The following is a 25119-nucleotide window of genomic DNA, read 5'->3' as shown; positions in this document are numbered from 1 at the left end:
ACCGGCGTCCCGGGACATGGCATCCCCGCAGGTCGAACGGCATCCGGAAGGTCCGGCGTCCCGAATCGTCCGCGGACAGTGGCGCGCCGGACGGATCACCGAGCAGGCTGGAGTCCCGACCCCGAGTTCACCATCGAGAGGGCCGACCCATGTCCGCACCCCCCACCCGCACCCGCGCCCGCCTGCTCCTCGCCGCGACGGCCGCACTCGCCGCGCTCGTGCTGACGGCGTGCAGGGACGGCGAGGGGCTGCGCGACGAGGGCCCGTCGTCCCTGAACACCCCGGCGGCACAGTCGGCCCCGGCGGCGGGGGCAGCACCCTCGCCGCAGGCGCCGTAGAGCCTCAGGCGCCGTAGAGCCGCAGGCGCAATAAAGCCGCAGTGGGCTCAGACCAGCAGCCTCTGCGAGGCCTCGACGGCCCAGTAGGTGAGGATGTTCTGCGCCCCGGCCCGCTTGATGCCGGTCAGCGTCTCCAGAATCGCCCGCTCGCGGTCGATCCACCCCTTCTCGGCGGCGGCCTCGATCATCGAGTACTCGCCGGAGATCTGGTACGCGGCGACGGGCACGTCCGAGGCGTCGGCGACCCGGGCCAGGATGTCGAGGTAGGGCCCGGCCGGCTTGACCATCACCATGTCGGCGCCCTCCTCCAGGTCGAGCGCCAGCTCCCGCAGCGACTCCCGGGCGTTGGCCGCGTCCTGCTGGTACGTCTTCCGGTCGCCCTTCAGGGAGGAGCCGACGGCCTCGCGGAAGGGGCCGTAGAAGGCGGAGGCGTACTTGGCGGTGTAGGCGAGGATCGCCACGTCCTCGCGCCCGATCTGGTCGAGCGCGTCGCGGACGACGCCGATCTGGCCGTCCATCATCCCGCTGGGACCCACGACATGGGCGCCCGCGTCGGCCTGCACCTGGGCCATCTCGGCGTACCGCTCCAGGGTGGCGTCGTTGTCGACGCGACCCTCGGCGTCGAGCACGCCGCAGTGGCCGTGGTCGGTGGTCTCGTCGAGGCACAGGTCGGACATGACGAGCAGATCGTCGCCGACCTCGGCACGCACATCACGGAGGGCGACCTGCAGGATCCCGTCCGGGTCCGTCCCCGGCGTCCCGACGGCGTCCTTCTTCTCGTCCTCCGGTACGCCGAAGAGCATGATCCCGGAGATCCCGGCCGCCACCGCCTCGGCGGCCGCCTTCTTCAGACTGTCGCGCGTGTGCTGCACGACACCGGGCATCGCGGCGATGGGCACGGGCTCGGACACACCTTCACGCACGAACGCCGGAAGGATGAAGTCCGCCGGGTGCAGCCGCGTCTCGGCCACCATCCGCCGCATCACAGGGCCGGTCCGCAGCCGCCGCGGCCGCGCACCGGGAAAGGATCCGTACTTCGACATACCTCTACGCTACGCCCGCCTCGGGGGCACCTTTGCCGACGATATGTCGGTCTCCCAGGGCCCGGCAGTCACGGCACTGACCGGGAGCCGGTGCGCGGAAGGCCCGCTCGCAGCCGTCGCACGTCTGGAAGGGGTGGGGACGGAACCTCGTGTACGTACCTGCCGGTGCGGCCGGTGGTGGAGCGGGCGCCGGCAGGGGTACGGGGAGCAGTTCGCGGAGTCGGTAGGCGAGCACTCCGGCCGGGTGCCGCATGTCGGCGGGTAGATCGGCGGTCAGGGCGTGGTGCACGACGGCAGCGGTGGCACCCCCGTCGAACCAGGCTCTGACAGCGGGCGCGAGCCGATGCACGTCCCGACTGGAGAGGGTGAGACGGTCGTCGGTGCGACGCAGGCCGGCGAGCAGGGCGACGGCTTTTTCGTGGCTCGGCCCGTGAAGGGCTTTCACGGGACGTGGATCGGGCACTTTGGCGGGCCGTACGGGCGATGGAGCTGGAGCAGCGGTTCCCGCACCGCTGTCCACCTGCGGGTGCGCCCCTCCGTCGTCCTCCGGAGGTGCCTGCCGGTCTTCTACTGACGGACGGACCACACGCCCGCGGCTGCGGGGACGGGCCAGGGCGATCGGAGTGGCAGCGGGCGCTGCGGGCGCGTGATGGGCGTACGTACGAGTGACCAGCCGCCCCGTGTCCGTGCGCTCCCGCACCCGCTCCAGGTAACCGTGCGCCTCCAGCTCCCGCAGAGCGAAGGCGATCCGGTCCCGCCCCTCGGGGAACCGTTCGGCAAGGCTGCGGATGTCGACGGGCGACCCCTCTGGCAGTGACAGGATGTGCGTGGCCAGCCCGATCGCCGTCAGCGAGAGCTCACGGTGCTGCGCGAGGTGATTGCCCACGACCGTGTAGTGGCCCGACTGGGACGTCCGTACGTGGATGACACCGGAGGGGGTGGTGGTCTGGCGAACGCCCTGATTCGGGCGCGTGGCGGCGTTAGGCTTCTTCTCAGCCATGGGGAAGCGTGTCTCTTCCTCGTTGGTCAGGCCCTCGCACTGGGATTGCCGTCCCGGCGGGGGCCGAAGTATGTGTGGGGCTGTGCAGTTGTGGACTTTGCCTGTGGCTATTGCCCACGGCGAGACTGCCCGCCCAGTCCCCCAAACCGCCACCCAGACCAGCCAATTTCACCCGCCCGTGTGACGCGCGCGAGGTTTGGTTTGGTTGGTGGGTTATTTCCCCGGGTTCTTAAGGTCTTTTACCGCCTGCAACACCGGCCGCCACTTCACCGGATCCCGCATGGCCAGGCCCCTGTATGACCTGTCCACGCGGCCGGCGCAACGGAACGCCTAACTCCAGCCATCGATCGACACCTGCGGGCCGCCATCGAGATATCGGTGGAGGGCGCTGGCCGTGGTGTCCACGAACTCCTCGGGGATCGCGTCGGCATCGACCCAGCAGACCTGGGAGTGCTTGCGTGGTTCTCGGTTTTCGGGTTCGCCGCTCCATTCGTGGGCGGCGAACACGACGGTGAGGAAGCCATTGGGGGCCTCGACGCCCCAGGCGCCGTGAATGATGTGGGCGACCTTGAGGGCCTCGGGCTTCACGGTCAGGCCGGTCTCCTCGTACAGCTCCCGCGCTGCCGTCTGCGTGATGGGTTCACCGGGCTCGCTCTTTCCGACAGGCAGATCCCACATGCCCTGGGCGAACTTGGCGTTCCGGCTGCGTTGGAGGAGGACGACGCGGTTGGTGGCCTTGTCGTGGACGATGACGGCGGCGACGAGCAGGGTCATGGATTCGAGCGCGGGCGGGAGGGCTTCGGGGTGGTCGTCGGTGGTCCGCTGAGCCACGGCTGGTGTCCCTTCGTCGGCCGGTTGATGGGCAGCTTAGGCCAGTGCTTCGCGTGCGCGGCGGGCGAGTTCGGTGGCTCCGGGCACTTTGCGGCGCTGGTAGACGGAGAAGGTGGAGCGAAGCGAGGTGATCGCTTTGCGGGTGCGGTCGGAGGTCATGCCCTCCATCAAATTCAGGGCTTGTGACCAGGCGGCGACGGCTTCGTCGGCGCGGGCCTGCGCGGCCAGGCTGTCGCCGAGGTCGGCGTAGGTGAGGGCGTGGACGCGTTTGTACTTCTCGGGATCCCAGCGCACCAGGGCGTCGCGGTGCTGTTGCTCGGTGCCGACGTGGTCGGCGAGGTCGGTGAGGGTGCGGGCGGTGTGGCTGGCGACGGTGCCGGCGGCCGGACCACTGACGCGGGAGTAGCTGGGTTGGGGGCTGTCGTCACGCAGGAGGGCGTCTTCCGCTGCGAGCAGGGCGCGGGCCGCCGCGGGCTTCGCGCCGACAGCGGCGTACGCGCGGGCGTGGGTGATGTGCAGCAGCGCCTCGGTCTGGCCGTCGACGTGGCCAAGGCCGCGGGTGAGGGCGCCTTCGACGAGGTCGACGCAGTGGTGGGGCTGCTTGAGGCTGAGGGCTTGGTGGGCGAGGGCGCGCATCATCCAGGCGGCGTGGCCGCGCGGGTCGGCTTCGCACGCGAGTTGGTAGCCGACCTGGTAGTAGCGCTGGGCGGCGCCTTCCTGGCCGAGGTCGTGGTGCTTCCACCCGGCGAGGTAGGCGAGTTCGGCGACGGCACCGAAGGCCGCCTGTCGTAAGGCTTCGTTCGGGAAGCGACCGCGAAGCATGGGGGCGGCGGTGTCGGCGAGGTAGGCGGTGACGGTGGTCAGGCCGTGGCCGCCGCCGAGTCGTTCGTCGGCCGCGCTGAAGGCCGCGGTGATCTGCCGTACGACGCCCACGTCCTCCGCCCCGACCAGGGAGCTGCCGGTGCGGGCGCGCAGCATGCGGGCGGTGGCCTCGTGGTCGTGGAAGAGCGGCATGGCGACCCCGGCCGTGGTGAAGGCAGCCACGGCAAGGAAGCGACGGCGTTCGACGTCGGCCCGGCCCAGGTCGGTGGCCGCGAGCACAGGGTCCGACTCCTGCGACATCGCATCATCGCGCGATCGGAGGTCGATCTCGGCCAGGCTGACGGTGCGCCCTGCTCGGCGGGACAGCGCCTCAGCGAGGTACTGGCCGGTCCGTCCGGTCGGCCGGCGCGAGCCGTTCACCCAGTGAGAGACGGCCGATTTGTTGGTCTGGAGGATCTCTCCGTTCTCGGCTGCGATACGCCGGATGTCCTTCGCCAGAGCCTCATAGGTACAGCTGGTCGCCTCGATCACGTCCCGCAGGCGGGAGTTGGGACCCTTCGGCGCCGCCACGATCGCCTCCGCTCCGGGGCTGTAAACCGCGTATACCGCTTCAACTGGCTCTCACCGTACCCACTGTGCGTGACGGAGTGTTCACTAATCATCAGCCGCTCGTCCCCGGTCCGGTACGTGACCTGACTTCCCGATTCGGCCGAGCGAACCCAGAAGTTCCGTACACCCACACCGGGTTCGGGCATTCCTGTGCCCGAACCCGGCCGATCAGAGACGGAGACACGGTGACCACCACCGACACCGCGGCCATCACGGTCGTACTGCCCGAGGCGTTCGACGAGCGCTGGAGCCGCCTGCCCGGCATCCACGTCGAGGGCCGACGCATCACCATCGACCCGCACGAGTACTTCTTCCGTTTCGAGTCCGACACGTGGCTCCTCGCCGACTGGGAGCTGGTCAAGTCGCAGCTCCTGGACGTGGAGGAGACGACAGAGAGCGCGGTCGAGCAGGTCGCGCTGGACTTCATCAAGGCCCACGCCGAGTCCACCTCGGACGCCGCTCACGTGCTGTCCACCGCGTACGAGGTGTACGCCTATCTGTTTCGCGAGGAGCACCTCGCGGGCCTCGGCCTGCCGCAGATCACCGCCGAGCACCTGCGGATGCTGCGCGAAGCTGCCACGCTGATGGCGCTGAACAAGGTCGAGTTGGACGGGCACATCTCCAACGTCGGCCCGTGCTGGTTCTTCCCGGCAGCCACCTCCGTCGTCTTCGACCTGGACGACGACATGGGCGGCATGCTCGACGAGGTGTACCACGGCGGCTGGTTCAACGAGCACCGCCGCATCGAGTCCATCAAGGCCCACGCCGCCCTCGGCGGCCGGCTCGTACACGGCTGCCAGTCCGTGCCGGACCAGTCGGGTGGCGTCGTCGCGCCCTACGGTGCGTCGATGACCGCCTTCCGCGACGACCTCGCGGCCTTCAAGTCCGGCTGGATCGAGCAGGTCTACGCCCACCGCGTGAGCCCTGCCGCGTAGCACCGCACCGCACGCCAGGCTCCGGGGCGGGCCCCGCCTCTCGCCCGTCCCGGACGCCTTCAACCCCTCTGGAGCACCACGTGACCGCGAACCCCAGCGCCGAACTGCTCGACAACCTGCTCACCATGGCCGATCGGGCCACCGCTGTGCGCGAGAAAATACGCGTGTGGTCCATGTCGGGTGTGGAACGCCTGACCTTCCCCGACGCCACCACCGCGATTTTCAAGTACGCGAAGCGGCCCTTTGACTGCGAGGACCAGGCTCTGCGTCTGGCGCACACGCTCGGCGTTCCCGTCCCGCAGGTGCGCGCCTCTGCCGTCCTCGATGGCTGGCTCGGCATGCTCATGGAGGACCTCGGTCCCGCCGTCCGCGATGCCGACGACCTCGATGGCGTTGCCGCTGCCGTGGTCCTGCACGGCACCCGTACGGCTGCTGCCCTGCCCGTCCTGGATCAAAATCAGCTCCGCACGCTGCCGAACCGAGCCCTGGACCACCTCGCCCGGCTCCGCAAGGCCGAACGCTGGCAGGACACGGACGACGTCGAGGACGCCCTCAACCGCATCGCCGAGGCCTCTGAGGCCCGCTCGACCGGTGCGACCTCGGCACCGTTCGGCTGGGTGCACTCCGAGTACCACCCCACCAGCCTCCACCTCGGCCAACGCGGCTGGCGGCTGCTGGACTTCGCCCGCACCTTCACCGGCCCCGGCCTGCTCGACCTCGCCAGCTGGCACGGCACCCTCGACGCCCCCGACCCCGTACGCCTTCGGGTCTTCCTGGAGCAGTACGTCACCGCCGGCGGCACCCCCGACGCCCTCACCCCGCGCGGCGGACTCACGGCAGAAAACTGGGCTTTGGGCTGGCACCGCATGTGGGCCGTCGAGTGGTTCATGGAACAGTCCATCCGCTGGATCAACAACCCAGCCACCGACCCCGCCTACATCAAGGCCGTACGCCGCCACCTCACCGACGTCACGCATCTCCTCCTGGAGGTCTGACGTGCTCGCCCAGTCCTCCCCTTGGTACGTTCACGCGCTTCAACGCACCACGACCGGCCCCGCCGATCCGCTTTCGGTACCCGCGCGAATGGAGTGGACGACTCGGTCCGGTACCGGACCTGGTGCCGAGATCCTCGGCGCAGACCTGCGCCGCAAGCGGCTGCTGGAACTCGGATGCGGCCCCGGCCACAACGCCGCCCACCTCGCCACCCGCTACGGCGCCCAGGTCACCGGCGTCGACCTGGTCGGCCTCCAGATCCGCCGAGCCCGCTCGCACTACGGCCGCCTCAACAACCTCACCTTCGTCGCAGGCCACGCCCTGCACTACCTGCAAGCCTCTGACGAAGACTTCGATGCCATCTATTCCGTCTTCGGGGCCGTCGGCCTCGTAGCCCCCGAGCTTCTCCTCCAGGCCATCGCCCAGCACCTCAAACCCGGCCGCACTCTCGCCTTCTCCGTCCCCCACCCCCAGCGCGGCGGCCTGCGCCCCACCATCGACGACCGGCCCCGCCGGGACTACGTCACCCTCCCGGACCGCACCCGACTGCCCATCCCCCGCTGGGACTTCGACGCCGATCGCTGGGAAAAGCACCTCGACCGCGCCGGCCTCTGGCTCACCTCAGCCCAGGAGTTCCACGACGCCCGTCACGGCAGCCAGTGGCCCACCACTCTGCTGATCACCGCGCGCAAGCTCTGAGCTCGACTGCCGCCGCCCCTTGGGAGACAACGATGCGTCCGCCCTACCTGCTCCTCGATGTCGACGGCGTCCTCATACCCTTTCCGGACGCCGATGGGACCACTCCGGCAACCCACGGCCGCCACGATGTCGTTCCTGGCGGCCGCAACGCCGGCAACCCGGTCACCGTCTGGCTCAACCCCGCACACGGCCCCCTGCTCATGCACACAATCCGATCCGGCCTGGTCACCCCCCTGTGGTGCACCAGTTGGCGCCAGGACGCCACCACGCTCGTCGGCCCCCTCCTCGGCCTCCCGCCCATCCCCCACGTCGACCTGCCGCGTCCCCGGATCACCACCAGCCACCCCAACGGCTACCTCTGGAAACGCGATCACGTCGAGACCTGGCTCGGCGACGCACCCGCCATCTGGATCGACGACGACTTCACCAGCCTCGACCACACATGGGCCGCCGAACGCACCGCCCTTGGTCGGCCAACCGCACTGATCCAGCCCGATCCCCATGTCGGTCTCCTCGCGGAGCACCTTGTCGAGTCTCTGGCTTGGGCCGCACCACTTACTCTCGCGCAGGCACAAGCGATGGCCACGGCAAGCACCTTGGGTGCGGGCAAGGACAGCACGTTGGTCTTGACGCCGCCCGCGTAGAAAAATGCCAGTGGGCAGACGCAGCAGCGTCTGAGAAGCGGAAGGCGGCCACGACTCAGTGGTGCCCGTAACGCAAAGAAGCGCGGCGAAGCCCCCTGCACAAGCACAGGGGGCTTCCGCCTCGCCTCAGGTCGTCGACCGCCGCCTCCGAGCCCCCGGCCTCCGCTCGCTCGGCCGAGTCACCGCATCCCCCGCCTCCAGCGCGGCAGCCCGCCTCCGCAGGCCGAAGTCGGCGAGTGCCTCCGCCAGCTTGTGGACGGACGGTTCGGGGGCCATGACGTCGACGCGCAGGCCGTGTTCCTCGGCGGTCTTCGCCGTGGCGGGGCCGATGCACGCGATCACCGTCACGTTGTGCGGCTTGCCCGCGATGCCGACCAGGTTGCGCACGGTGGACGACGACGTGAAGAGCACGGCGTCGAAGCCGCCGCCCTTGATCGCCTCCCGGGTCTCCGCCGGCGGCGGCGACGCGCGCACGGTGCGGTACGCCGTGACGTCGTCGACCTCCCAGCCCAGCTCGATCAGCCCGGCCACCAGCGTCTCGGTGGCGATGTCGGCGCGCGGCAGGAAGACCCGGTCGATCGGGTCGAAGACTGGGTCGTACGGCGGCCAGTCCTCCAGCAGCCCCGCGGCCGACTGCTCACCGCTCGGCACCAGGTCCGGCTTCACGCCGAAGGCGATCAGCGCGTTCGCGGTCTGCTCGCCGACCGCGGCGACCTTGATGCCCGCGAAGGCGCGCGCGTCCAGGCCGTACTCCTCGAACTTCTCCCGTACCGCCTTGACCGCGTTCACCGAGGTGAAGGCGATCCACTCGTACCGCCCGGTGACGAGCCCCTTCACGGCCCGCTCCATCTGCTGGGGCGTGCGCGGCGGCTCGACCGCGATGGTCGGCACCTCGTGCGGCACGGCCCCGTACGACCGCAGCTGGTCGGAGAGCGACGCCGCCTGCTCCTTCGTGCGCGGCACGAGAACCTTCCAGCCGAACAGCGGCTTGGACTCGAACCACGACAGCTGGTCACGCTGGGCGGCGGCGGAACGCTCACCGACCACGGCTATCACCGGCCGTCCGCCCTCCGGGGAGGGCAGCACCTTGGCCTGCTTCAGGGTCTGCGCGATGGTGCCGAGCGTCGCCGTCCAGGTCCGCTGACGAGTGGTCGTACCAGCCACCGTCACCGTCATCGGCGTGTCCGGCTTGCGCCCTGCCGACACCAGCTCGCCCGCGGCGGCGCCGACGGAGTCGAGCGTCGTCGACACGACCACGGTCCCGTCGGAGGCCCCCACCTCCGTCCAGCACCGATCGGAGGCGGTACGGGCGTCCACGAACCGCACGTCCGCGCCCTCGGCGTCGCGCAGCGGAACACCCGCGTAGGCGGGCACACCGACGGCGGCGGCGACACCGGGGACGACCTCGAAGGGCACGCCCGCACCGGCGCAGGCGAGCATCTCCTCGGCGGCGTACGCGTCGAGCCCGGGGTCCCCGGACACCGCACGCACGACCCGCCTGCCGCCCCGCGCGGCCTCCATGACAAGATGTGCGGCATCCCGTACCGCGGGGACCCCAGCGGTTGTTGACGAGCCGTCAACAACCGCCAGCTGAGGTGTGCCCGTGCCCGGGTGGGAGTCCGCAGAAGGACCCCCGTCCGTGTGCACCTCGGCGACGCCTTGCCTGGCGTGCTTGCGCACCACGTCGAGCACGTCGTGCTCGGCGACCAGTACGTCCGCGTTCGCCAGCGCCTCCACGGCGCGCAGAGTCAGCAGTCCCGGATCCCCGGGTCCGGCACCGAGGAAGGTGACGTGCCCGTGTTCGAGGCCGGTGGGAAGGGTGGTGGGGCTCACAGTGCTCGCTCCCCCATCAGACCGGCCGCGCCCTGGGCAAGCATCTCGGCAGCGAGTTCACGGCCGAGCGCCATTGCTTGGTCGTACGTCTCGGGCACGGGACCGGTGGTGGACAGCTGCACCGTGCGCGAGCCGTCGGTCGTGCCGACTATGCCGCGCAGGCGCATTTCCTTGACAATCTGCCCGTCGGCCAGAAGGTCGGCCAGTGCGCCCACAGGGGCGCTGCAGCCGGCCTCCAGGGCGGCGAGCAGTGACCGCTCGGCGGTCACGGCGGCCCGAGTGGTCGGGTCGTCGAGTTCACCGAGTGACGCGATCAGGTCCACGTTGTCCGCGGCACACTCGATCGCCAGTGCTCCCTGGCCGGGAGCGGGCAGAACCGTGTCGACCGACAGGAAGTCGGTCACCTCGTCGATCCGGCCGATGCGGCTCAGGCCCGCGGCGGCCAGGACGACGGCGTCCAGCTCACCGTCCTGCACATACCGGATCCGGGTGTCGACGTTGCCCCGTATCGGGACCGCCCTTATGTCCAGCCCGTGGGCGCGGGCATACGCGTTCAGCTGCGCCGTGCGGCGCGGCGAACCCGTACCGATGCGCGCGCCGCGCGGCAGGTCGGTGAACTTCAGCGCGTCCCGGGCGACGATCACGTCGCGCGGGTCCTCACGCAGCGGGACGGCGGCCAGCACCAGGCCCTCGGGCTGCGCGGTGGGCAGGTCCTTGAGCGAATGAACCGCGAAGTCGACCTCACCCCGCAGCAGTGCGTCGCGCAGCGCCGTGACGAACACGCCCGTGCCGCCGATCTGCGCGAGGTGCTCGCGGGAGGTGTCGCCGTAGGTGGTGATCTCGACGAGCTCGACGGGTCGTCCGGTCACCTCTCTCACGGCGTCCGCCACCTGCCCGGACTGGGCCATGGCGAGTCTGCTCCGCCGCGTCCCCAGCCTCAATGCCTTGCTGTTCATGCCGGCCCTCGGTTCTTGCTGTTCTCAGATTCGTCGTCGGCGCCCCCGGCGCGGGAGACGGCGTCCACCGCCTCCTGGTCGAGGTCGAACAGGGTCCTCAGGGCATCCGCGTACCCCGCTCCACCCGGTTCGGCCGCGAGTTGTTTGACCCGTACGGTCGGCGCGTGCAGCAGCTTGTCCACGACGCGTTTGACGGTCTGGGTGATCTCGCCGCGATGCTTGTCGTCGAGGCCGGGCAGCCGCCCCTCCAGGCGGGCGATCTCGCTGGCCACGACGTCGGCGGCCATGGTGCGCAGGGCGACCACGGTCGGCGTGATGTGCGCGGCCCTCAGCGCCGCCCCGAAGGCCGCGACCTCGTCGGCGACGATCCGGCGGACCTGGTCGACGTCGGCGGCCATCGGCGCGTCGGCGGAGGCCTCCGCGAGCGACTCGATGTCGACGAGCCGGATGCCGGCCAGCCGGTGCACGGCCGCGTCGATGTCGCGCGGCATCGCGAGGTCGAGCAGGTACAGCACGGGCGCGGGCCGCGGCGGCCCGGCGACCGGTTCGGGCCTGCGGCGCTCGGGGATCCGGCCGACGGTCGCCGCGGTGGCGGCGAGCGCGGTGATCAGCTCGGCCTCGGCCTCGGTGCGCGCGGCCTCGCGGCGGTCCACGGTGCCGTTGTCCACCCAGGCGGCGTGCTGCTCCAGCGTGGCCGCGTCCATCCCGGCCACGGCGGCCTCGCCCATCACGGAGAAGCCCTGCTGCGGGGCGGCGAGGTCGAGCGGACAGCCCTCCTCGGTACCGAGGGAGGTGGGCGGCAGCGGACGTACGTCCGTGTCCACCGCGTCGTCCGCTACGGCGACGGGTGCGCCCGTACGGCCCTCGACGGCGGCCGCGACCGCCTCGGCCGTCAGCACCAGCCCCGTCGCTCCCGTGCAGGACACCACGACATCTGCACGTGTCAGCTCGACCGGCACCGCATCCATCGGTACCGCGCGGGCGGCCACGTCCGTGCCGTCGGCCCCGGACAGTATCTGCACCAGGCGCTCGGCGCGCTCGGCGGTGCGGTTGGCGACGACGATCTCGGCGACCCCGGCCCGCGCGAGCGTGGCGGCGGCCAGCGAGGACATCGAGCCGGCCCCGACGACCAGCGCCTTCTTGCCGCGGGCCCAGTCCAGGACGTCCTCCTGGGCGGAGAGCTGCTCCAGGCCGAAGGTGACCAGGGACTGCCCGGCCCGGTCGATGCCGGTCTCGGAGTGAGCCCGCTTGCCGACCCGCAGGGCCTGCTGGAACAGGTCGTTCAGCAGCCGTCCCGCGGAGTGCAGGTCCTGCGCCCTGGCCAGCGAGTCCTTTATCTGCCCGAGGATCTGCCCCTCGCCCACGACCATGGAGTCCAGTCCGCAGGCCACCGAGAACAGATGGTGGACGGCACGGTCCTCGTAGTGGACGTAGAGATAGGGGGTGAGCTCCTCGAGGCCGACCCCGCTGTGCTGGGCGAGCAGGGTGGACAGCTCGGCGACACCGGCGTGGAACTTGTCGACGTCGGCGTACAGCTCGATGCGGTTGCAGGTGGCGAGGACCGCGGCCTCGGTGGCGGGCTCCGCGGCGACCGTGTCCTGCAGCAGCTTGATCTGGGCGTCCGTGGTCAGCGCGGCGCGCTCCAGGACGCTGACCGGTGCGCTGCGGTGGCTCAGTCCGACGACGAGGAGACTCATGCCGGCATCACGGCGGGTACGTCCCCGTCCGGGCCCTTGTCGGCGGACTTCTTGCGCGCGGCGGCGACCGGTCCGGCGCCGTCGGCGGCGGCCTCCTCACCGGCCTTGCGCTGCTCGTGGAAGGCGAGGATCTGCAGCTCGATGGAGAGGTCCACCTTGCGCACGTCGACGCCCTCGGGGACGGACAGCACGGTCGGCGCGAAGTTCAGGATGGAGGTGACACCGGCGGCCACGAGCCGGTCGCAGACCTGCTGGGCGGCGCCCGCGGGGGTGGCGATGACGCCGATGCTCACGCCGTTGTCGTCGATGATCTTTTCCAGATCGTCGGTGTGCTGCACGGGGATGCCCGCCACGGGCTTGCCCGCCATCGCCGGGTCGGCGTCTATCAGGGCCGCGACCCTGAAGCCGCGGGAGGCGAACCCTCCGTAGTTGGCCAGGGCGGCACCGAGGTTACCGATACCGACGATCACAACCGGCCAGTCCTGGGTGAGCCCCAGCTCGCGCGAGATCTGGTAGACGAGATACTCGACGTCGTAGCCCACACCGCGCGTGCCGTACGAACCCAGGTAGGAGAAGTCCTTGCGCAGCTTGGCGGAGTTGACCCCCGCCGCGGCCGCGAGCTCCTCCGAGGAGACCGTGGGGACCGAGCGCTCCGACAGTGCGGTCAGGGCGCGGAGGTACAGCGGAAGCCTGGCGACGGTGGCCTCGGGAATCCCTCGGCTGCGGGTCGCCGGTCGGTGAGTTCGGCCAGTTGCCACGGTGCTCCTGCGGGTAGAGCGGGGCTGCAGGCGGTCACACGTTCCAAGACCGCCCCGTCGACAGCAGGCTATGTCTTTGTGAACGCGTGCACAAAGATGGTGTCCGATTTGCCCGGCCAACGTGACCGGGGTCACGCACACACGTCCCAGGCGTATCGCAGGGGGCAAACCCGACACACTCCTCGTGAATCCCGCCCCCCAGACCAGATCGCCTTCGATCCTAGGCGATGTCCGGTACGGCCTTGTACTACTCGGTCAGTTCTTTGCGCAGGCGACGCTCGTCCACCCGCCAGAAGGTGTGCTGACGGCCGTCGACCAGGACGACGGGGATCTGCTCCCAGTACTCGTCGTACAACCCCTGGTCACGGGTGATGTCCTTCTCCTCCCAGGGGACGCCGAGTTCGCCGCAGACCTTGTCGACGACCAGCCGTGCGTCGTCGCACAGATGGCAGTCGGGCTTGCCGATGAGAGTGACCAACCGCTCATGCGGAGCGGGCCTGCGGCGGAGGAGAGGACTCATGTCAGCCATTCTCGCGCGCACGCGAGGCGGCGGGACACCCGGGAAACCGCCAAGGAACGCCAGGATCGGATGAGTTCTTTAACGACACGGTCACGGAGAGTTCACAGGCTTCCAACCTTGCGCGTGTGGAGGCACCGAACAAACTGGCTATGCTCACGGGCATGGCCGCTCTCGGATGGCTCACTCCCCGTAGGCGCTCCGCCACGGCGCGGAGCGTGTTGGCAGGCGAGGCCTCTGCGGAGGCAGCGCGCAAGTCCTCGCAGGACATCGAGCCGGAGGAACCGCAGTTCCCCGTACTCGGCGACGACAAGGCTGCCGCCTTCTTCGACCTCGACAACACCGTCATGCAGGGCGCGGCGCTCTTCCACTTCGGCCGGGGCCTGTACAAGCGGAAGTTCTTCGAGACCCGCGACCTGGCCAAGTTCGCCTGGCAGCAGGCCTGGTTCAGGCTGGCCGGCGTCGAGGACCCGGAGCACATGCAGGAGGCGCGCGACTCGGCGCTGTCCATCGTCAAGGGCCATCGCGTCGCCGAACTGCAGTCGATCGGCGAGGAGATCTACGACGAGTACATGGCCGAGCGGATCTGGCCCGGCACCCGCGCGCTCGCCCAGGCGCACTTGGACGCGGGCCAGCGGGTGTGGCTGGTCACCGCGGCCCCGGTGGAGATCGCGACGGTGATCGCCCGCCGTCTCGGCCTGACCGGCGCCCTGGGCACCGTCGCCGAGTCCGTGGACGGCGTCTACACCGGCAAGTTGGTGGGCGAGCCGCTGCACGGCCCGGCGAAGGCGGAGGCGGTCCGCGCGCTGGCCGCGGCGGAGGGCCTGGACCTGAACCGCTGCGCGGCGTACAGCGATTCCCACAACGACATCCCGATGCTCTCGCTGGTCGGCCACCCCTACGCGATCAACCCGGACGCCAAGCTCCGCAAGCACGCCCGCAATCTGGAGTGGCGGCTGCGCGACTACCGCACCGGCCGCAAGGCGGCGAAGGTGGGCATCCCGGCGGCGGCCGGGGTGGGCGCGGTGGCCGGGGGGACCGCGGCGGCGATCGCGCTGCACCGCCGCCGCCGCTGACCGCGACACACCACGAATCGACGGGCCGGGCCAGGTTTCCCGGCCCGTTCGGCGTTTGTGCAGTCCAGTTGGCTGCACACCGCCACAACACGCCCCGTTCCCAAACGGAACCCGAACCATTTCGATCAACAACCGATCACTCAGAGGTACTTGATCGGGCGTGAATCGGTTACAGAAGCGACGTAATCGATGATTTGAGCAACTGGGTGTAGCAGCGCCTGTACGAAGCGTTATTCTCCTCAGACGCAAACCGGTACCACTCCGTCGCTACGACGGGTGAACGGTCCCGCACTGCACGTGATGGAAGCTCTGCCTCTGGGAGTCCCGTGTACCCACACGTCGGGGTTGACGCCTCGGGCCTGGCTACGCTGCGCGCAACGGTCCTCGACCTGTTGCGCGGCTTCGTCCCCACCGCGTACGCCGTCCCCGCCCTCGCCGTTGCCACCACCGCCGTCGGCCCGGCCTACGCGCTCGCCGACGGCAGCGCCGCCGTCGGCCGACGCGGCCGGGCGACGGGCACCACCACCCGCCGTCCCGCCGCGGACAGCGACAGCGCCCGGATGATGGACCTCGTCGAGCGCGCCCAGGCCGGCGAGGCCGACGCCTTCGGCCGCCTCTACGACCAGTACAGCGACACCGTGTACCGGTACATCTACTACCGCGTGGGCGGCAAGGCCACCGCCGAGGACCTCACCAGTGAGACGTTCCTGCGCGCGCTGCGCCGTATCGGCACCTTCACCTGGCAGGGGCGCGACTTCGGCGCCTGGCTGGTGACGATCGCCCGCAACCTCGTCGCCGACCACTTCAAGTCGAGCCGCTTCCGGCTCGAGGTGACCACCGGCGAGATGCTCGACGCCAACGAGGTCGAGCGGTCCCCCGAGGACTCCGTCCTGGAGTCCCTCTCCAACGCCGCGCTGCTCGACGCCGTACGGCGCCTCAACCCCCAGCAGCAGGAGTGCGTGACGCTCCGCTTCCTCCAGGGCCTGTCGGTCGCCGAGACCGCGCGCGTGATGGGCAAGAACGAGGGCGCGATCAAGACGCTCCAGTACCGCGCGGTGCGCACCCTGGCCCGGCTCCTTCCGGACGACGTCCGCTGACCGTCCCGGACGATGTCCGCTGACCGTCAGTGATGTCCAACTAGCAGTCAGTGAAAGTCCGTTGACTTCTCGTTCCGATCATCTGTCGTCCGTAACCCAAGTGCCAAGCCGCTCGTTGTGCGGGATGCAGGCTCCCTGTGGTCACTCCCTGGCCGTCTTCGATCACTCGATCGTGTGGAAGAGGTCAGAGGGTGCAACCCTCAGGACCCCCTGGGGAGTCGACCGTCATGACGAGAGGAGGTGCCGCCAGTGATCGCGAACGTCTCGGCACACCGGCGGGCGAACGCCTTCGCCCAGGCCCTGGAGGAGCAGCCGGACCGGGGCACGGCGGCCGAGCAGTCCGAAGGACCGGCCCCGGCCACGACTGCTGCGGAACAGAGCGAGCAGGGCCGGCTGCTGGAGCTCACGGAGTGTCTCGGCGAACTGCCCCGACCCGAGCTGGATCCGGAGGTCAAGGTCGTCCAGCGGGCGCAGCTGGTGGCCGCGTTCGAGGCGATGATGCAGGAGGGCGGCGAGGCCGAACCGGCGGTGCCGGTGCAGCGCTCCCGCGGCGCCCACCGCGCGAGCCCGCTGGGCAAGCTGCGGCCCCGGTCACGACTGACCAAGGGCCTGGCGGCGGGCGGACTGAGCGTGGGCGTCGCCGCCGGAGCCTTCGGCGGTGTCGCCGCGGCCAGCCAGGACGCCCTGCCCGGCGACTCGCTCTACGGGCTCAAGCGCGGCATCGAGGACTTCAAGCTCAACTACATGTCCGACGGCGCCGACCAGCGCGGTGTGGCCTACCTCGACCAGGCCTCCACCCGGCTGAGCGAGGCACGCCGGCTGATGGAGCGCGGCCGAGGGGGCAACACCCTCGACCACGAGTCGCTCGGCGAGATCCGGCGCACCCTGTCCGGCATGACGCACGACGCCTCCGAGGGCCACCGGCTGCTGCACGAGGCGTACGAGCGCGACCCGGACCGCCTCGGCCCCATCCAGGCCCTGTCGACCTTCTCGCGCTCGCACCGCGACGCCTGGGGCGCCCTGCGCGAGCGGCTCCCGCTGCAGCTCGGTGACGTCAGCGAGCAGGTGTCGTCGGTGTTCGCCGCCATAGACGACGAGGTCGCCCCGCTGCAGTCCCTGCTGCCGCAGTCCCCGGCCCAGGGCGGCGGAGACGGCAAGCGCCACGGCTCGGACCGCGCGTCCCAGGGCACCTCCGGCTCCGGCCGGAAGTCCGCCGAGCCCAGCGCCGGACAGGGCTCCTCCGAGCACAGCAGCCCCAGCAAGCCGAGCCAGTCGACCGGCTCCACGGGCGAAGGCCTGCTCGGCGGCAGCACCGGCGGTCTGCTCGACCCGCCGAAGGACAGCGACAGCGCCTCCCCGTCGGAGAGCAAGTCCCCGTCCACCGAACCGGACGTGACGATCCCACCGCTGCTCCCCGGCCTGCTCCCCGGCCTCGGTATCGACAGCGAGGACACCGACCAGTAGGCCCTACGGCTGTGGGGGCGCCCTTCTCACCGAAGGCGCGCCCCCACAGCCGTACTCAAGTCAGAAAAAACCGACCTCAGAAGAACACCGACCGCCGCTGCACCAACAACTTGTACAGCGTGTGCTGGATCTGTTCCCTGACCTGGTCCGTCAGGTTGAACATCAGCATCGGGTCCTCGGCAGCCTCCGGAGGATACCCGTCCGTGGGGATCGGCTCGCCGAACTGGATCGTCCACTTCGTCGGCAGCGGGATCGCGCCGAGCGGGCCGAGCCACGGGAAGGTCGGCGTCAGCGGGAAGTACGGGAAACCCAGCAGCCGGGCCAGGGTCTTGGCGTTGCCGATCATCGGATAGATCTCCTCCGCGCCGACGATCGAGCACGGAATGATCGGGGTGCCGTGGCGCAGCGCCGTGGAGACGAAGCCCCCGCGGCCGAACCGCTGGAGCTTGTAGCGCTCGCTGAAGGGCTTGCCGATGCCCTTGAAGCCCTCCGGCATCACCCCGACCAGCTCACCCTGTCCCAGCAGCCGTTCGGCGTCCTCGGCGCAGGCCAGGGTGTGGCCCAGCTTGCGCGCCAGCTCGTTGACCACCGGCAGCACGAAGACCAGATCGGCGGCGAGCAGCCGCAGATGGCGTCCCGCCGGGTGGTTGTCGTGGACGGCGACCTGCATCATCAGACCGTCCATCGGAACCGTCCCGGAGTGGTTGGCCACGATCAGCGCGCCGCCCTGGGACGGGATGTTCTCGACGCCCTTCACCTCGACCCGGAAGTACTTCTCGTACACCGGCCGCAGCAGGGACATCAGGACCTGGTCGGTCAACTCCTCGTCGTAGCCGAAGTCGTCGACCTCGTAGTCGCCGGTGAGCCGGCGGCGCAGGAAGGAGAGCCCGCTCGCGACGCGCCGCTCCCAGCCACCGTCACTCTGCGGCTGCTGGGGCGGCTGTTCCTCTTGCGTCACGGGAACATCATCCTGCGCAGGCGCCCTGCTGGGCAGGGGCTGGACGTCACCGACCAGTGCGGGTTCCGTGGTCCTGCGTCGGCTTCCCATGCTCCGACGCCGCGGCGGCCGCTGCACGGCTCCACGGGACCGGTCGTCGTCGAACGGAATGACCTTGGCATCCGCCATCGTTGATGCGCTCCTCAGTTGGCGCTCTGCGTCGGGGGGTGGCCGCCGCCCAGGACGGGCAGCGCGGCGATCCGGTCGACGGCCCCCGCCAGAGCCTCCGGCGGCAGGAGCCCGGGTCCATGACTGCGTGCGAAGTCCGCGAAGGCCTCCGCCGTCGTGTACTTCGGCTGGAATCCGAGCGTCTCACGCATCTGGTCCGTCGCCACGACACGGCCATGGGTCAGCAGCCGGATCTGTTCGGGTGAGAAGTCCGTCATGCCCAGCGTCCGCACCAGCGAGCCGGCCCAGGTGACCGCCGGCAGCAGCAGCGGCACCGTGGGGCGGCCCAGGCGCCTGGAGCACTGGGAGAGCAGCAGGACCCCGTCGCCCGCGACATTGAAGGTGCCGCTGTTGAGCGTGCCCCGCGCCGGTTCCAGCGAGGCGATCCGCAGCACCTCCATCACATCGTCCTCGTGCACGAACTGCAGCCGCGGGTCGTAGCCGAACACGGTCGGCAGGACCGGCAGCGAGAAGTAGGAGGCGAGCGGTGTGTCCGCCGCGGGGCCCAGGATGTTGGCGAAGCGCAGCACGCACACGGCCACGTCCGGCCGGCGCCGCGCGAAGCCCCGTACGTACCCCTCGACCTCGACCGTGTCCTTGGCGAAGCCGCCGCTGGGCAGGGACTTGGGCGGGGTGGTCTCGGTGAACACCGCGGGATCGCGGGGCGCGGACCCGTAGACGTTCGTACTGGACTTCACCACCAGCCGCTTGACCGTCGGCGACTTCTGGCAGGCGCCGAGCAGCTGCATCGTGCCGATGACGTTGGTCTCCTTGACCGCCGCCCGGCTGCCGCTGCCGAGCCCCGTCGCGCTCACATCCATGTGTACGACGGTGTCGGCGCCCGTCTCGGCGAGCACCCGCCCTATGCCGGGCTGCCGGATGTCGGCCTGGATGAAGTCCGCGCCGCCCAGGTGGTGCTCGGGCGGGATCGCGTCCACCGCCACGACCCGGTCCACCTCCGGGTCACGCTGGATCCGTCGTACGAACCGGCCCCCCAACCTGCGGGCCACTCCGGTCACGAGCACGACCTTGCCCAAGATCTGCGCCTTCCTTCCAGCCCATCCGGTACTCGTAGCCTGCCGGGTTCCCCGCGTGCGGCCAACTTAGCGGGTCGATGTTGCGCTGTGATGACCGCCCAATGCATGACGTGACGACATCCACAGACGTACGTACAGACCAAGCCATGTGAAAACGCATGTGGCCCCCCACCGGTTGCGGTGGGGGGCCACAGAGCACGCTCCTGGCGCGTCGCCTACTTCTTGTTGCGACGCTGAACGCGCGTGCGCTTGAGCAGCTTGCGGTGCTTCTTCTTCGCCATCCGCTTGCGCCGCTTCTTGATAACAGAGCCCACGACTACCCTCGCTCACTTCTCATCACTCGGCGTTGGGCGCCATGGGCCCATACGACCTACAAGGGGCCAGCCTACCCGGCCGAGCGCTGAGGTTGTAATCGAGGGTTCCGGGAGGAGTTCATCACGTGCCCTGAGGCTCCCCCCGGAACAACCGTCAGGCGGTTTCCACCCCCACGTAGCTCTCGCGAAGGTACTCGTGAACCGCGTTCTCGGGGACGCGGAAGGACCGCCCCACCCTGATCGCGGGCAGATGACCGCTGTGCACCAGCCGGTACACGGTCATCTTCGACACTCGCATCACCGAGGCGACCTCCGCCACGGTAAGGAACTGAACCTCGCTCAGAGGCCTCTGCTCAGCAGCCATGACACACCTGAACCTTCCGCACTCGACGGCCACCGGCTTCCCCTTCCGGTGACTCTTCGTCGCTGCGTGCTCACTCCCCAATGTAGGGGCGGGTGATGCGAGTGGGGAAGAGGTGCACCCATCGCAGGCCTACTGTGACAGACACGCTCGATTGAGTACGTAGCGGGTAAGCGGCCGGTAGTAATCAGACCGCACAGCGTCATCAAGTGGAACGACGACGGACACGGACCCCTCCGCCTCCCCCACGAAGAGCGCGGGGTCGTCCGTATCGGCGAGGCCGATCGCCTCGAACCCCAGCTGACCTGCCCCGCAGACCCAGCCGTGGTCCCCGACGACCAGCTCGGGAAGCGGCCCGCCGGCCTCCGCGGCCGCGGCCAGCGCGGTGCGAACCGGGAGCGGAGAGTGCGTGTGCACGCCGGTGGCACAACCGGGGCGGGGCGCGCCGGGTTCCCGCACCAGCGCGACTCCCTGTACGTAGTCAAGGTTGTACGTGCGTAGACCGAACCGGGTCGTTATGTCGACACAGTGACCATACGCAGGGGTGAGTACGGCACATCCCGCCGCCGACAGCGCGTCTGCCAGAGCTGCGTAGAAACCGAGCAGGCGGTGCGGATGACCGGTACCGAGGAGCACGGGTGCGCCACGCTGGGCCGCTGCCGCGAGACGCTCCGCGAAGGAATCCAGAGCGGACAGAGTGCGCTCCGGATCGATCACATCTTGACCGGAGACATGATGCGGATCGGCCGAAACCCCGCACTTGTCCGCCATCAAATCGATCAAATCCCGCTGCCGCCAGGTCCATTCGGGATCGAGCCCCAGCAGCGCACGGGGATCGCGGGCGGCGAAGAGCCGATAGCTGCGAAGGCTCTCCTCGCGGGAGGTGGCCACCGGCCCGGCGAGACGGGCGGCCAGCAGATGAGCGCGCATGGCTCCGGTGCTCAACACGTCTGCGATGGTGACGGACCGGGACGGGCCGCGCGGCAGAAACAGGGGAAACAACGCACTGTTGGCGTAATTAGCACGATTGTGCCCACTCCTGCCGCTTCGTCTTACGGCAGCAGCCCCCGCAGCGGAAACGCGGCCCGCCGCGTGGCCAGCACCGCCTGGTCCAGCCGGTCGGCGGGGTCGTATCCCGCATCCCAGTCGGCGAAGGACACCGGCCACCGCCCGTCCGTCATCCGCGCCGGCGCCAACTGCCGGGTCCGCGCGAACACTTCCTGCCGCCAGCCGTCGGGAATCACCGTCTCCGGCTCGATCTCCCGCCCCGCCGCGATCCCCACGAGATGCGTCCACGACCGCGGCACCACCTCGACGACCGCGTAGCCCCCGCCGCCCAGCGCGACCCACCGGCCGTCGGCGTACTCGTGCGCCAGCTCATGACATGCGACCTGCACCGCCCGCTGCGCGTCCAGCGACACGGCCAGGTGCGCGAGGGGATCCTCGAAGTGCGTATCGGCCCCGTGTTGGGTCACCAGGACCTGCGGCCGGAAATCGGCGATCAGTTCCGGTACGACGGCGTGGAAGGCCCGCAGCCACCCCGCGTCCCCGGTCCCGGCCGGCAGGGCGACATTCACGGCCGAACCCTCCGCCGACTCCGCGCCCGTCTCCTCCGGCCACCCGGTCTGCGGAAACAGCGTCCGCGGATGCTCGTGCAGGGAGATCGTCAACACCCGCGGATCGCTCCAGAACGCCGCCTGCACCCCGTCCCCGTGATGTACGTCGACGTCGACGTACGCGACCCGCTCGGCGCCCAGCTCCAGCAGCCGCGCGATCGCCAGCGCGGCGTCGTTGTAGATGCAGAACCCCGAAGCGCCGCCCGGCATCGCGTGATGCAGCCCGCCCGTGAAGTTCACCGCGTGCAGCGCGTCCCCGCCCCACACGGCCTCGGCGGCGGCCACCGACTGCCCGGCGATCATCGCCGACACCTCGTGCATCCCGGCGAAGGCGGGATCGTCCAGCGTCCCCAGCCCGTACGCCGCGTCCGCCGCCGCGGGATCGGCCGAGGCCGCCTTCACGGCCGCGATGTAGTCCTCGCGGTGCACGAGCCGCAGTGTCGACTCACCCGCGGACTTCGCCGCCACCACCCGCACGTCCTTGTCGAGCCCGAAGGCGTCGACGAGGCGCCTGGTCAGGGCGAGCCGGACCGGATCCATCGGATGGTCCGGCCCGAAGTCATAGCCCGTTACTGCCTCGTCCCACATCAGCTGTGCGCGGCCGCTCATGCCCGCCACCGTATCGGTCCGGTTGAGGAGCGAACGACCGGGCGTAGACCAGCGTCACCAGCACCAACAGCATCGGCACGAGCATCGCCCAGCGATAGCTCCACGCATCCCCCAGCGCCCCCACCAGCGGCGAACCGATCAGGAAACCGACGTAATTGAAGATGTTCAGCCGCGCGACGGCCGCGTCGGAGGCGTTCGGGAACAGCCGCCCGGCCGCTGCGAAGGTCTGCGGCACCAGCACGCACAGGCCCAGACCGACCAGCGTGAACCCGAGCATCCCAACCCACGCACCCGGCGACACCGCCACCACGGCGAACCCCAGCGCCGCCACCAGCGCACCCAGCCGCACCACAGCCACGGCCCCGAACCGCCGCACACCCCAGTCCCCCAGCGACCGCCCCAGCAGCGTGGTCACCATGTACACGTTGTACGGCACCGTCGACAGCTGCTCCGAGCTCCCGAGCACGTCCTTGAGGTACTTCGCGCTCCAGTTGGAGACGGTCGAGTCCCCGATATAGGCGAAGGTCATCACCAGACACAGCGGCAGCAGGAGCTTGAAGACGATGCCCCGGCTCTGCGCCCGCTCCTCCTCCTGCTCCGCCACGGCCGCGGACGAGCCCCCGTCGACGTACCAGCGGCTCCCGATCAGCGCGGCGGGCAGCAGCACCGCGACGACGGGCAGATACGACACCCACAGCGCCAGATGCCAGTGCGCCCCCGCCCACGCCAGCGAGGCCCCCACGATCCCGCCGAGGCTGAACGCCGCATGGAAGCTGAGCATGATGCTCCGGCCGTACGACCGCTGCAGGCTCACCCCGAGCATGTTCATCGAGGCGTCCAGGCCGCCCACGGCCAGCCCGAACGCCGCCAGCGCGATGCCCAGTTCGACCAGGTGCTCCCCCGCCCCGACGCCGAGGAGCGCCAGCAGCACCACCGGCTGGGCACACCGCAGCAGCAGACTCGGCCGCACCCGCTTGACCAGCTGCTCGGTCGTCACACTTCCCACGCCGGCCAGGATGGGCACGGCGGCGAGGAAGACGGGCAGCAGCGCGTCGGAGACTCCGTAGCGGTCCTGAATGGCCGGAATCCGCGTCACCAGCAGGGCAAAGGTGGCGCCCTGGGCGAAGAAGCTGAACGCCAAAGAGGCCCTGCCGCGCCGCAGCACATCTGTCATGGCGGCGAGCGTAGGGCCCCTGGCTACCTGTGGGTAGATCAAGCCAAAGGTGAATTTTCCTCAACTTCACCTCTCGGCGCTTCAGGCGGCGACGGCCGACCCGGACGCCCCCGGCTCCTGAGCACTCGCGGCGACCTCGCCGGCCTCGGCCTCCTCGGAGAGCATCCGCTCCATGGGCCCGGCCCCGAAGGCGCCGCCGACCACGATCCCGATCCCGATCGCGGCGAGCAGAATGACCGTCCCGAGCCACACCATGGTGTCCACCGGCACGGTGTACGCACCCACGACCCGCACGACGCACTCCACGAGCAGGGCGACACCCCACACGATCGAGAAGACCCGCTCCTTGCGCCGGAAGTCCGCCGACGCCGCCGCGGTCCCGTCCATCAGCCGGTCCCAGGCGGCCTGCCTGGCCTCGCTCTTGATCAGGAAGGGCTTGAGCCCCTCGGTCATCATCGGTCGGCCCAGCGCCACCGACACCAGGATCCCGATCGCGATGGTGCTGCTGACCCCGCTGTCCTTGGCCAGGAGCAGCCGCGGATCACCGGAGACGAAGCTCAGCGCCAGCGACACGACGGTCACGACGAGGATGAGAGCGGCCAGGGCGTTGATCTTCCGGTCCTTGACCACGGACCATACGGTCCGCAGGGCCGGCACCACGGCGCTGCAGGCGAGCGACGCGAGGGTGCTCATCCCGAAGCCGTCCTTGAACAGGTAGTACGACCCCAGCGGGATGGCCACGTCCACGATCAGCGGAAGGAAATCGTTCGACTTGCCTGTCGACTTGCCAGTCTTCGTCGTCATGCACCCAGCTTGCCGACAGGCACTTGAACGCCAGTAGAAACGATCGTCCGGACCTCGCCATGACAAATGTCAGACGAGCAGGTCAGCCAACTCCCCCAGATCCGAGAAGAGTCGAGTCGCTCCTACGAGCCTCTCGGCAGGCGTCATCGCGGTGAACCCGTAGACGTCCATCCCGGCCGCGACAGCCGCCTGGACCCCCAGGGGACTGTCCTCGACCACCACACACCGCTCGGGCACGGCACCCATCCGCTCGGCCGCGTAGAGGAAGAGATCCGGCGCCGGCTTGCCCCGCCCGACATCCTCCGAACTGAAGATCCGACCGTCGTCGAACAGCCGGTCCAGCCCGGTCTTCCGATGCCCCACCCGAATCCGCTCATGACTCCCGGAGGACGCGACACAGTACGGCACCCCGTCGGCCGCCAACTTCTCCAGCAGCCCTACGGCTCCGGCAACCGGCTCCAACTCCCGCTCGAACGCGGCGAACACCCGCGCATGGAAGACATCGTCGAAGTCCTCCGGAAGCCGCTCCCCGGTCCGCTCCTCGATGAGGTCATGGACCCGGTGCATGGCGGAGCCCATGTAGTCACGCAGCGATTCCTCGTACGAGGTCGGATGCCCGAGCTCGGTGAGATAGCCGGCGAGGAGCCGGTTGGAGATGGGCTCGCTGTCGACGAGGACACCATCGTTGTCGAAGATCACAAGGTCGTAGCGCATGACGTCGAGCCTA

Annotated in this window: 26 protein-coding genes; 8 read left to right on the top strand and 18 right to left on the bottom strand. The window is 69.9% G+C overall.

Features of this window, described 5'->3' with window-relative positions:
* Window positions 1-149: 149 nt before the first annotated feature.
* On the top strand, window positions 150-338 hold the full coding sequence (locus MQN93_RS39670; protein WP_016437509.1) for a hypothetical protein: 189 nt from the start codon (window positions 150-152) through the stop codon (window positions 336-338).
* Window positions 339-385: 47 nt separating this feature from the next.
* Here MQN93_RS39670 and hemB read toward each other — a convergent pair whose 3' ends face one another.
* The 4 genes from hemB to MQN93_RS39650 all read right to left on the bottom strand — a co-directional run bounded on the left by hemB (window position 386) and on the right by MQN93_RS39650 (window position 4604).
* Window positions 386-1381 carry a porphobilinogen synthase gene (hemB, locus tag MQN93_RS39665; protein ID WP_242713317.1) on the bottom strand — a complete coding sequence of 332 codons (996 nt, stop codon included), beginning with the start codon at window positions 1379-1381 and terminating at the stop codon, window positions 386-388.
* A 4-nt stretch (window positions 1382-1385) separates the two neighbouring features.
* Entirely contained in the window at window positions 1386-2381 is a 996-nt protein-coding gene (locus MQN93_RS39660) for a helix-turn-helix domain-containing protein (protein ID WP_242713316.1), read from the bottom strand.
* Window positions 2382-2711: 330 nt separating this feature from the next.
* On the bottom strand, window positions 2712-3212 hold the full coding sequence (locus MQN93_RS39655; RefSeq protein ID WP_242713315.1) for an NUDIX domain-containing protein: 501 nt from the start codon (window positions 3210-3212) through the stop codon (window positions 2712-2714).
* Window positions 3213-3248: 36 nt separating this feature from the next.
* Entirely contained in the window at window positions 3249-4604 is a 1356-nt protein-coding gene (locus tag MQN93_RS39650) for an NsdA family TPR-like regulatory protein (RefSeq protein WP_242713314.1), read from the bottom strand.
* Window positions 4605-4828: 224 nt separating this feature from the next.
* Between MQN93_RS39650 and MQN93_RS39645 the strand changes: the two genes are divergently transcribed.
* The 4 genes from MQN93_RS39645 to MQN93_RS39630 all read left to right on the top strand — a co-directional run bounded on the left by MQN93_RS39645 (window position 4829) and on the right by MQN93_RS39630 (window position 7914).
* Window positions 4829-5578 carry a hypothetical protein gene (locus MQN93_RS39645; RefSeq protein WP_242713313.1) on the top strand — a complete coding sequence of 250 codons (750 nt, stop codon included), beginning with the start codon at window positions 4829-4831 and terminating at the stop codon, window positions 5576-5578.
* Between the two features lie 80 nt (window positions 5579-5658).
* Complete coding sequence (locus MQN93_RS39640; RefSeq protein WP_242713312.1) at window positions 5659-6573, top strand: phosphotransferase family protein; 915 nt, start codon at window positions 5659-5661, stop codon at window positions 6571-6573.
* A 1-nt stretch (window position 6574) separates the two neighbouring features.
* Window positions 6575-7270, top strand: a complete 696-nt coding sequence (locus MQN93_RS39635) for a class I SAM-dependent methyltransferase (RefSeq protein ID WP_242713311.1) — start codon at window positions 6575-6577, stop codon at window positions 7268-7270.
* A 32-nt stretch (window positions 7271-7302) separates the two neighbouring features.
* Window positions 7303-7914, top strand: a complete 612-nt coding sequence (locus MQN93_RS39630; protein ID WP_242713310.1) for a hypothetical protein — start codon at window positions 7303-7305, stop codon at window positions 7912-7914.
* A 126-nt stretch (window positions 7915-8040) separates the two neighbouring features.
* Here the strand turns inward: MQN93_RS39630 and MQN93_RS39625 are convergent, their stop codons facing one another.
* The 5 genes from MQN93_RS39625 to MQN93_RS39605 all read right to left on the bottom strand — a co-directional run bounded on the left by MQN93_RS39625 (window position 8041) and on the right by MQN93_RS39605 (window position 13687).
* Window positions 8041-9747: a bifunctional uroporphyrinogen-III C-methyltransferase/uroporphyrinogen-III synthase gene (locus MQN93_RS39625; RefSeq protein ID WP_016437498.1), complete on the bottom strand. Its 1707-nt coding sequence runs from the start codon at window positions 9745-9747 to the stop codon at window positions 8041-8043.
* Complete coding sequence (gene hemC, locus MQN93_RS39620) at window positions 9744-10703, bottom strand: hydroxymethylbilane synthase (RefSeq protein WP_242713309.1); 960 nt, start codon at window positions 10701-10703, stop codon at window positions 9744-9746. Before hemC ends, MQN93_RS39625 begins: the two co-directional genes overlap by 4 nt.
* Window positions 10700-12400 (bottom strand): glutamyl-tRNA reductase, encoded by a 1701-nt coding sequence (locus tag MQN93_RS39615; protein WP_016437496.1) that lies wholly within the window; start codon window positions 12398-12400, stop codon window positions 10700-10702. Before MQN93_RS39615 ends, hemC begins: the two co-directional genes overlap by 4 nt.
* Entirely contained in the window at window positions 12397-13158 is a 762-nt protein-coding gene (locus MQN93_RS39610) for a redox-sensing transcriptional repressor Rex (protein ID WP_016437495.1), read from the bottom strand. Before MQN93_RS39610 ends, MQN93_RS39615 begins: the two co-directional genes overlap by 4 nt.
* A 247-nt stretch (window positions 13159-13405) precedes the next feature.
* Window positions 13406-13687 carry a glutaredoxin family protein gene (locus MQN93_RS39605; RefSeq protein ID WP_078516747.1) on the bottom strand — a complete coding sequence of 94 codons (282 nt, stop codon included), beginning with the start codon at window positions 13685-13687 and terminating at the stop codon, window positions 13406-13408.
* Window positions 13688-13839: 152 nt separating this feature from the next.
* Between MQN93_RS39605 and MQN93_RS39600 the strand changes: the two genes are divergently transcribed.
* From MQN93_RS39600 to MQN93_RS39590, 3 genes are all read left to right on the top strand, one after another.
* On the top strand, window positions 13840-14751 hold the full coding sequence (locus MQN93_RS39600) for an HAD family hydrolase (protein ID WP_078516757.1): 912 nt from the start codon (window positions 13840-13842) through the stop codon (window positions 14749-14751).
* 326 nt (window positions 14752-15077) lie between these two features.
* Window positions 15078-15848, top strand: coding sequence for an ECF subfamily RNA polymerase sigma factor, BldN family (locus MQN93_RS39595; RefSeq protein ID WP_016437492.1), 771 nt, complete (start codon window positions 15078-15080; stop codon window positions 15846-15848).
* Between the two features lie 249 nt (window positions 15849-16097).
* The gene (locus MQN93_RS39590) at window positions 16098-17312 is read left to right on the top strand and encodes a DUF5667 domain-containing protein (protein ID WP_242713308.1); all 1215 of its coding nucleotides are present in this window, start codon (window positions 16098-16100) and stop codon (window positions 17310-17312) included.
* A gap of 76 nt (window positions 17313-17388) precedes the next feature.
* Here the strand turns inward: MQN93_RS39590 and MQN93_RS39585 are convergent, their stop codons facing one another.
* The 9 genes from MQN93_RS39585 to MQN93_RS39545 form a co-directional block, all read right to left on the bottom strand.
* Window positions 17389-18438 (bottom strand): lysophospholipid acyltransferase family protein, encoded by a 1050-nt coding sequence (locus tag MQN93_RS39585; RefSeq protein ID WP_242713307.1) that lies wholly within the window; start codon window positions 18436-18438, stop codon window positions 17389-17391.
* A 14-nt stretch (window positions 18439-18452) separates the two neighbouring features.
* Window positions 18453-19514: an NAD-dependent epimerase/dehydratase family protein gene (locus MQN93_RS39580; RefSeq protein ID WP_242713306.1), complete on the bottom strand. Its 1062-nt coding sequence runs from the start codon at window positions 19512-19514 to the stop codon at window positions 18453-18455.
* A gap of 215 nt (window positions 19515-19729) precedes the next feature.
* Entirely contained in the window at window positions 19730-19828 is a 99-nt protein-coding gene (locus tag MQN93_RS39575) for a 30S ribosomal protein bS22 (RefSeq protein ID WP_003948845.1), read from the bottom strand.
* 154 nt (window positions 19829-19982) lie between these two features.
* Complete coding sequence (locus tag MQN93_RS39570) at window positions 19983-20192, bottom strand: helix-turn-helix domain-containing protein (RefSeq protein ID WP_016437488.1); 210 nt, start codon at window positions 20190-20192, stop codon at window positions 19983-19985.
* Between the two features lie 129 nt (window positions 20193-20321).
* Window positions 20322-21137 (bottom strand): phosphatase, encoded by an 816-nt coding sequence (locus MQN93_RS39565; RefSeq protein WP_242713305.1) that lies wholly within the window; start codon window positions 21135-21137, stop codon window positions 20322-20324.
* Between the two features lie 104 nt (window positions 21138-21241).
* A complete protein-coding gene (locus MQN93_RS39560) occupies window positions 21242-22414 on the bottom strand; it encodes an acetoin utilization protein AcuC (RefSeq protein WP_242713304.1) in 1173 nt (390 codons plus the stop codon).
* A complete protein-coding gene (locus tag MQN93_RS39555; RefSeq protein ID WP_016437485.1) occupies window positions 22365-23588 on the bottom strand; it encodes an MFS transporter in 1224 nt (407 codons plus the stop codon). The genes MQN93_RS39560 and MQN93_RS39555 overlap by 50 nt, the downstream gene beginning before the upstream one ends.
* An 81-nt stretch (window positions 23589-23669) precedes the next feature.
* Complete coding sequence (locus MQN93_RS39550; RefSeq protein WP_242713303.1) at window positions 23670-24392, bottom strand: VC0807 family protein; 723 nt, start codon at window positions 24390-24392, stop codon at window positions 23670-23672.
* A 69-nt stretch (window positions 24393-24461) separates the two neighbouring features.
* Window positions 24462-25106, bottom strand: coding sequence for an HAD family hydrolase (locus tag MQN93_RS39545; RefSeq protein ID WP_242713359.1), 645 nt, complete (start codon window positions 25104-25106; stop codon window positions 24462-24464).
* Between the last annotated feature and the right edge of the window lie 13 nt (window positions 25107-25119).

Origin of the sequence: Streptomyces spinosisporus, assembly GCF_022698145.1 — a bacterium.
Classification (GTDB): Bacteria; Actinomycetota; Actinomycetes; order Streptomycetales; family Streptomycetaceae; genus Streptomyces; species Streptomyces spinosisporus.
The sequence above is the reverse complement of the archived record's forward strand: the minus strand, read 5'-3'. Positions and strand labels throughout refer to the sequence as shown.

Coding starts and splice junctions, on each gene's coding strand:
- MQN93_RS39670 (WP_016437509.1), top strand. CDS start 150: ATGTCCGCACCCCCCACCCGCACCCGCGCCCGCCTGCTCCTCGCCGCG.
- hemB (WP_242713317.1), bottom strand. CDS start 1,381: ATGTCGAAGTACGGATCCTTTCCCGGTGCGCGGCCGCGGCGGCTGCGG.
- MQN93_RS39660 (WP_242713316.1), bottom strand. CDS start 2,381: ATGGCTGAGAAGAAGCCTAACGCCGCCACGCGCCCGAATCAGGGCGTT.
- MQN93_RS39630 (WP_242713310.1), top strand. CDS start 7,303: ATGCGTCCGCCCTACCTGCTCCTCGATGTCGACGGCGTCCTCATACCC.
- hemC (WP_242713309.1), bottom strand. CDS start 10,703: ATGAACAGCAAGGCATTGAGGCTGGGGACGCGGCGGAGCAGACTCGCC.
- MQN93_RS39615 (WP_016437496.1), bottom strand. CDS start 12,400: ATGAGTCTCCTCGTCGTCGGACTGAGCCACCGCAGCGCACCGGTCAGC.
- MQN93_RS39605 (WP_078516747.1), bottom strand. CDS start 13,687: ATGGCTGACATGAGTCCTCTCCTCCGCCGCAGGCCCGCTCCGCATGAG.
- MQN93_RS39600 (WP_078516757.1), top strand. CDS start 13,840: ATGGCCGCTCTCGGATGGCTCACTCCCCGTAGGCGCTCCGCCACGGCG.
- MQN93_RS39585 (WP_242713307.1), bottom strand. CDS start 18,438: ATGGCGGATGCCAAGGTCATTCCGTTCGACGACGACCGGTCCCGTGGA.
- MQN93_RS39570 (WP_016437488.1), bottom strand. CDS start 20,192: ATGGCTGCTGAGCAGAGGCCTCTGAGCGAGGTTCAGTTCCTTACCGTG.
- MQN93_RS39560 (WP_242713304.1), bottom strand. CDS start 22,414: ATGAGCGGCCGCGCACAGCTGATGTGGGACGAGGCAGTAACGGGCTAT.
- MQN93_RS39555 (WP_016437485.1), bottom strand. CDS start 23,588: ATGACAGATGTGCTGCGGCGCGGCAGGGCCTCTTTGGCGTTCAGCTTC.
- MQN93_RS39550 (WP_242713303.1), bottom strand. CDS start 24,392: ATGACGACGAAGACTGGCAAGTCGACAGGCAAGTCGAACGATTTCCTT.
- MQN93_RS39545 (WP_242713359.1), bottom strand. CDS start 25,106: ATGCGCTACGACCTTGTGATCTTCGACAACGATGGTGTCCTCGTCGAC.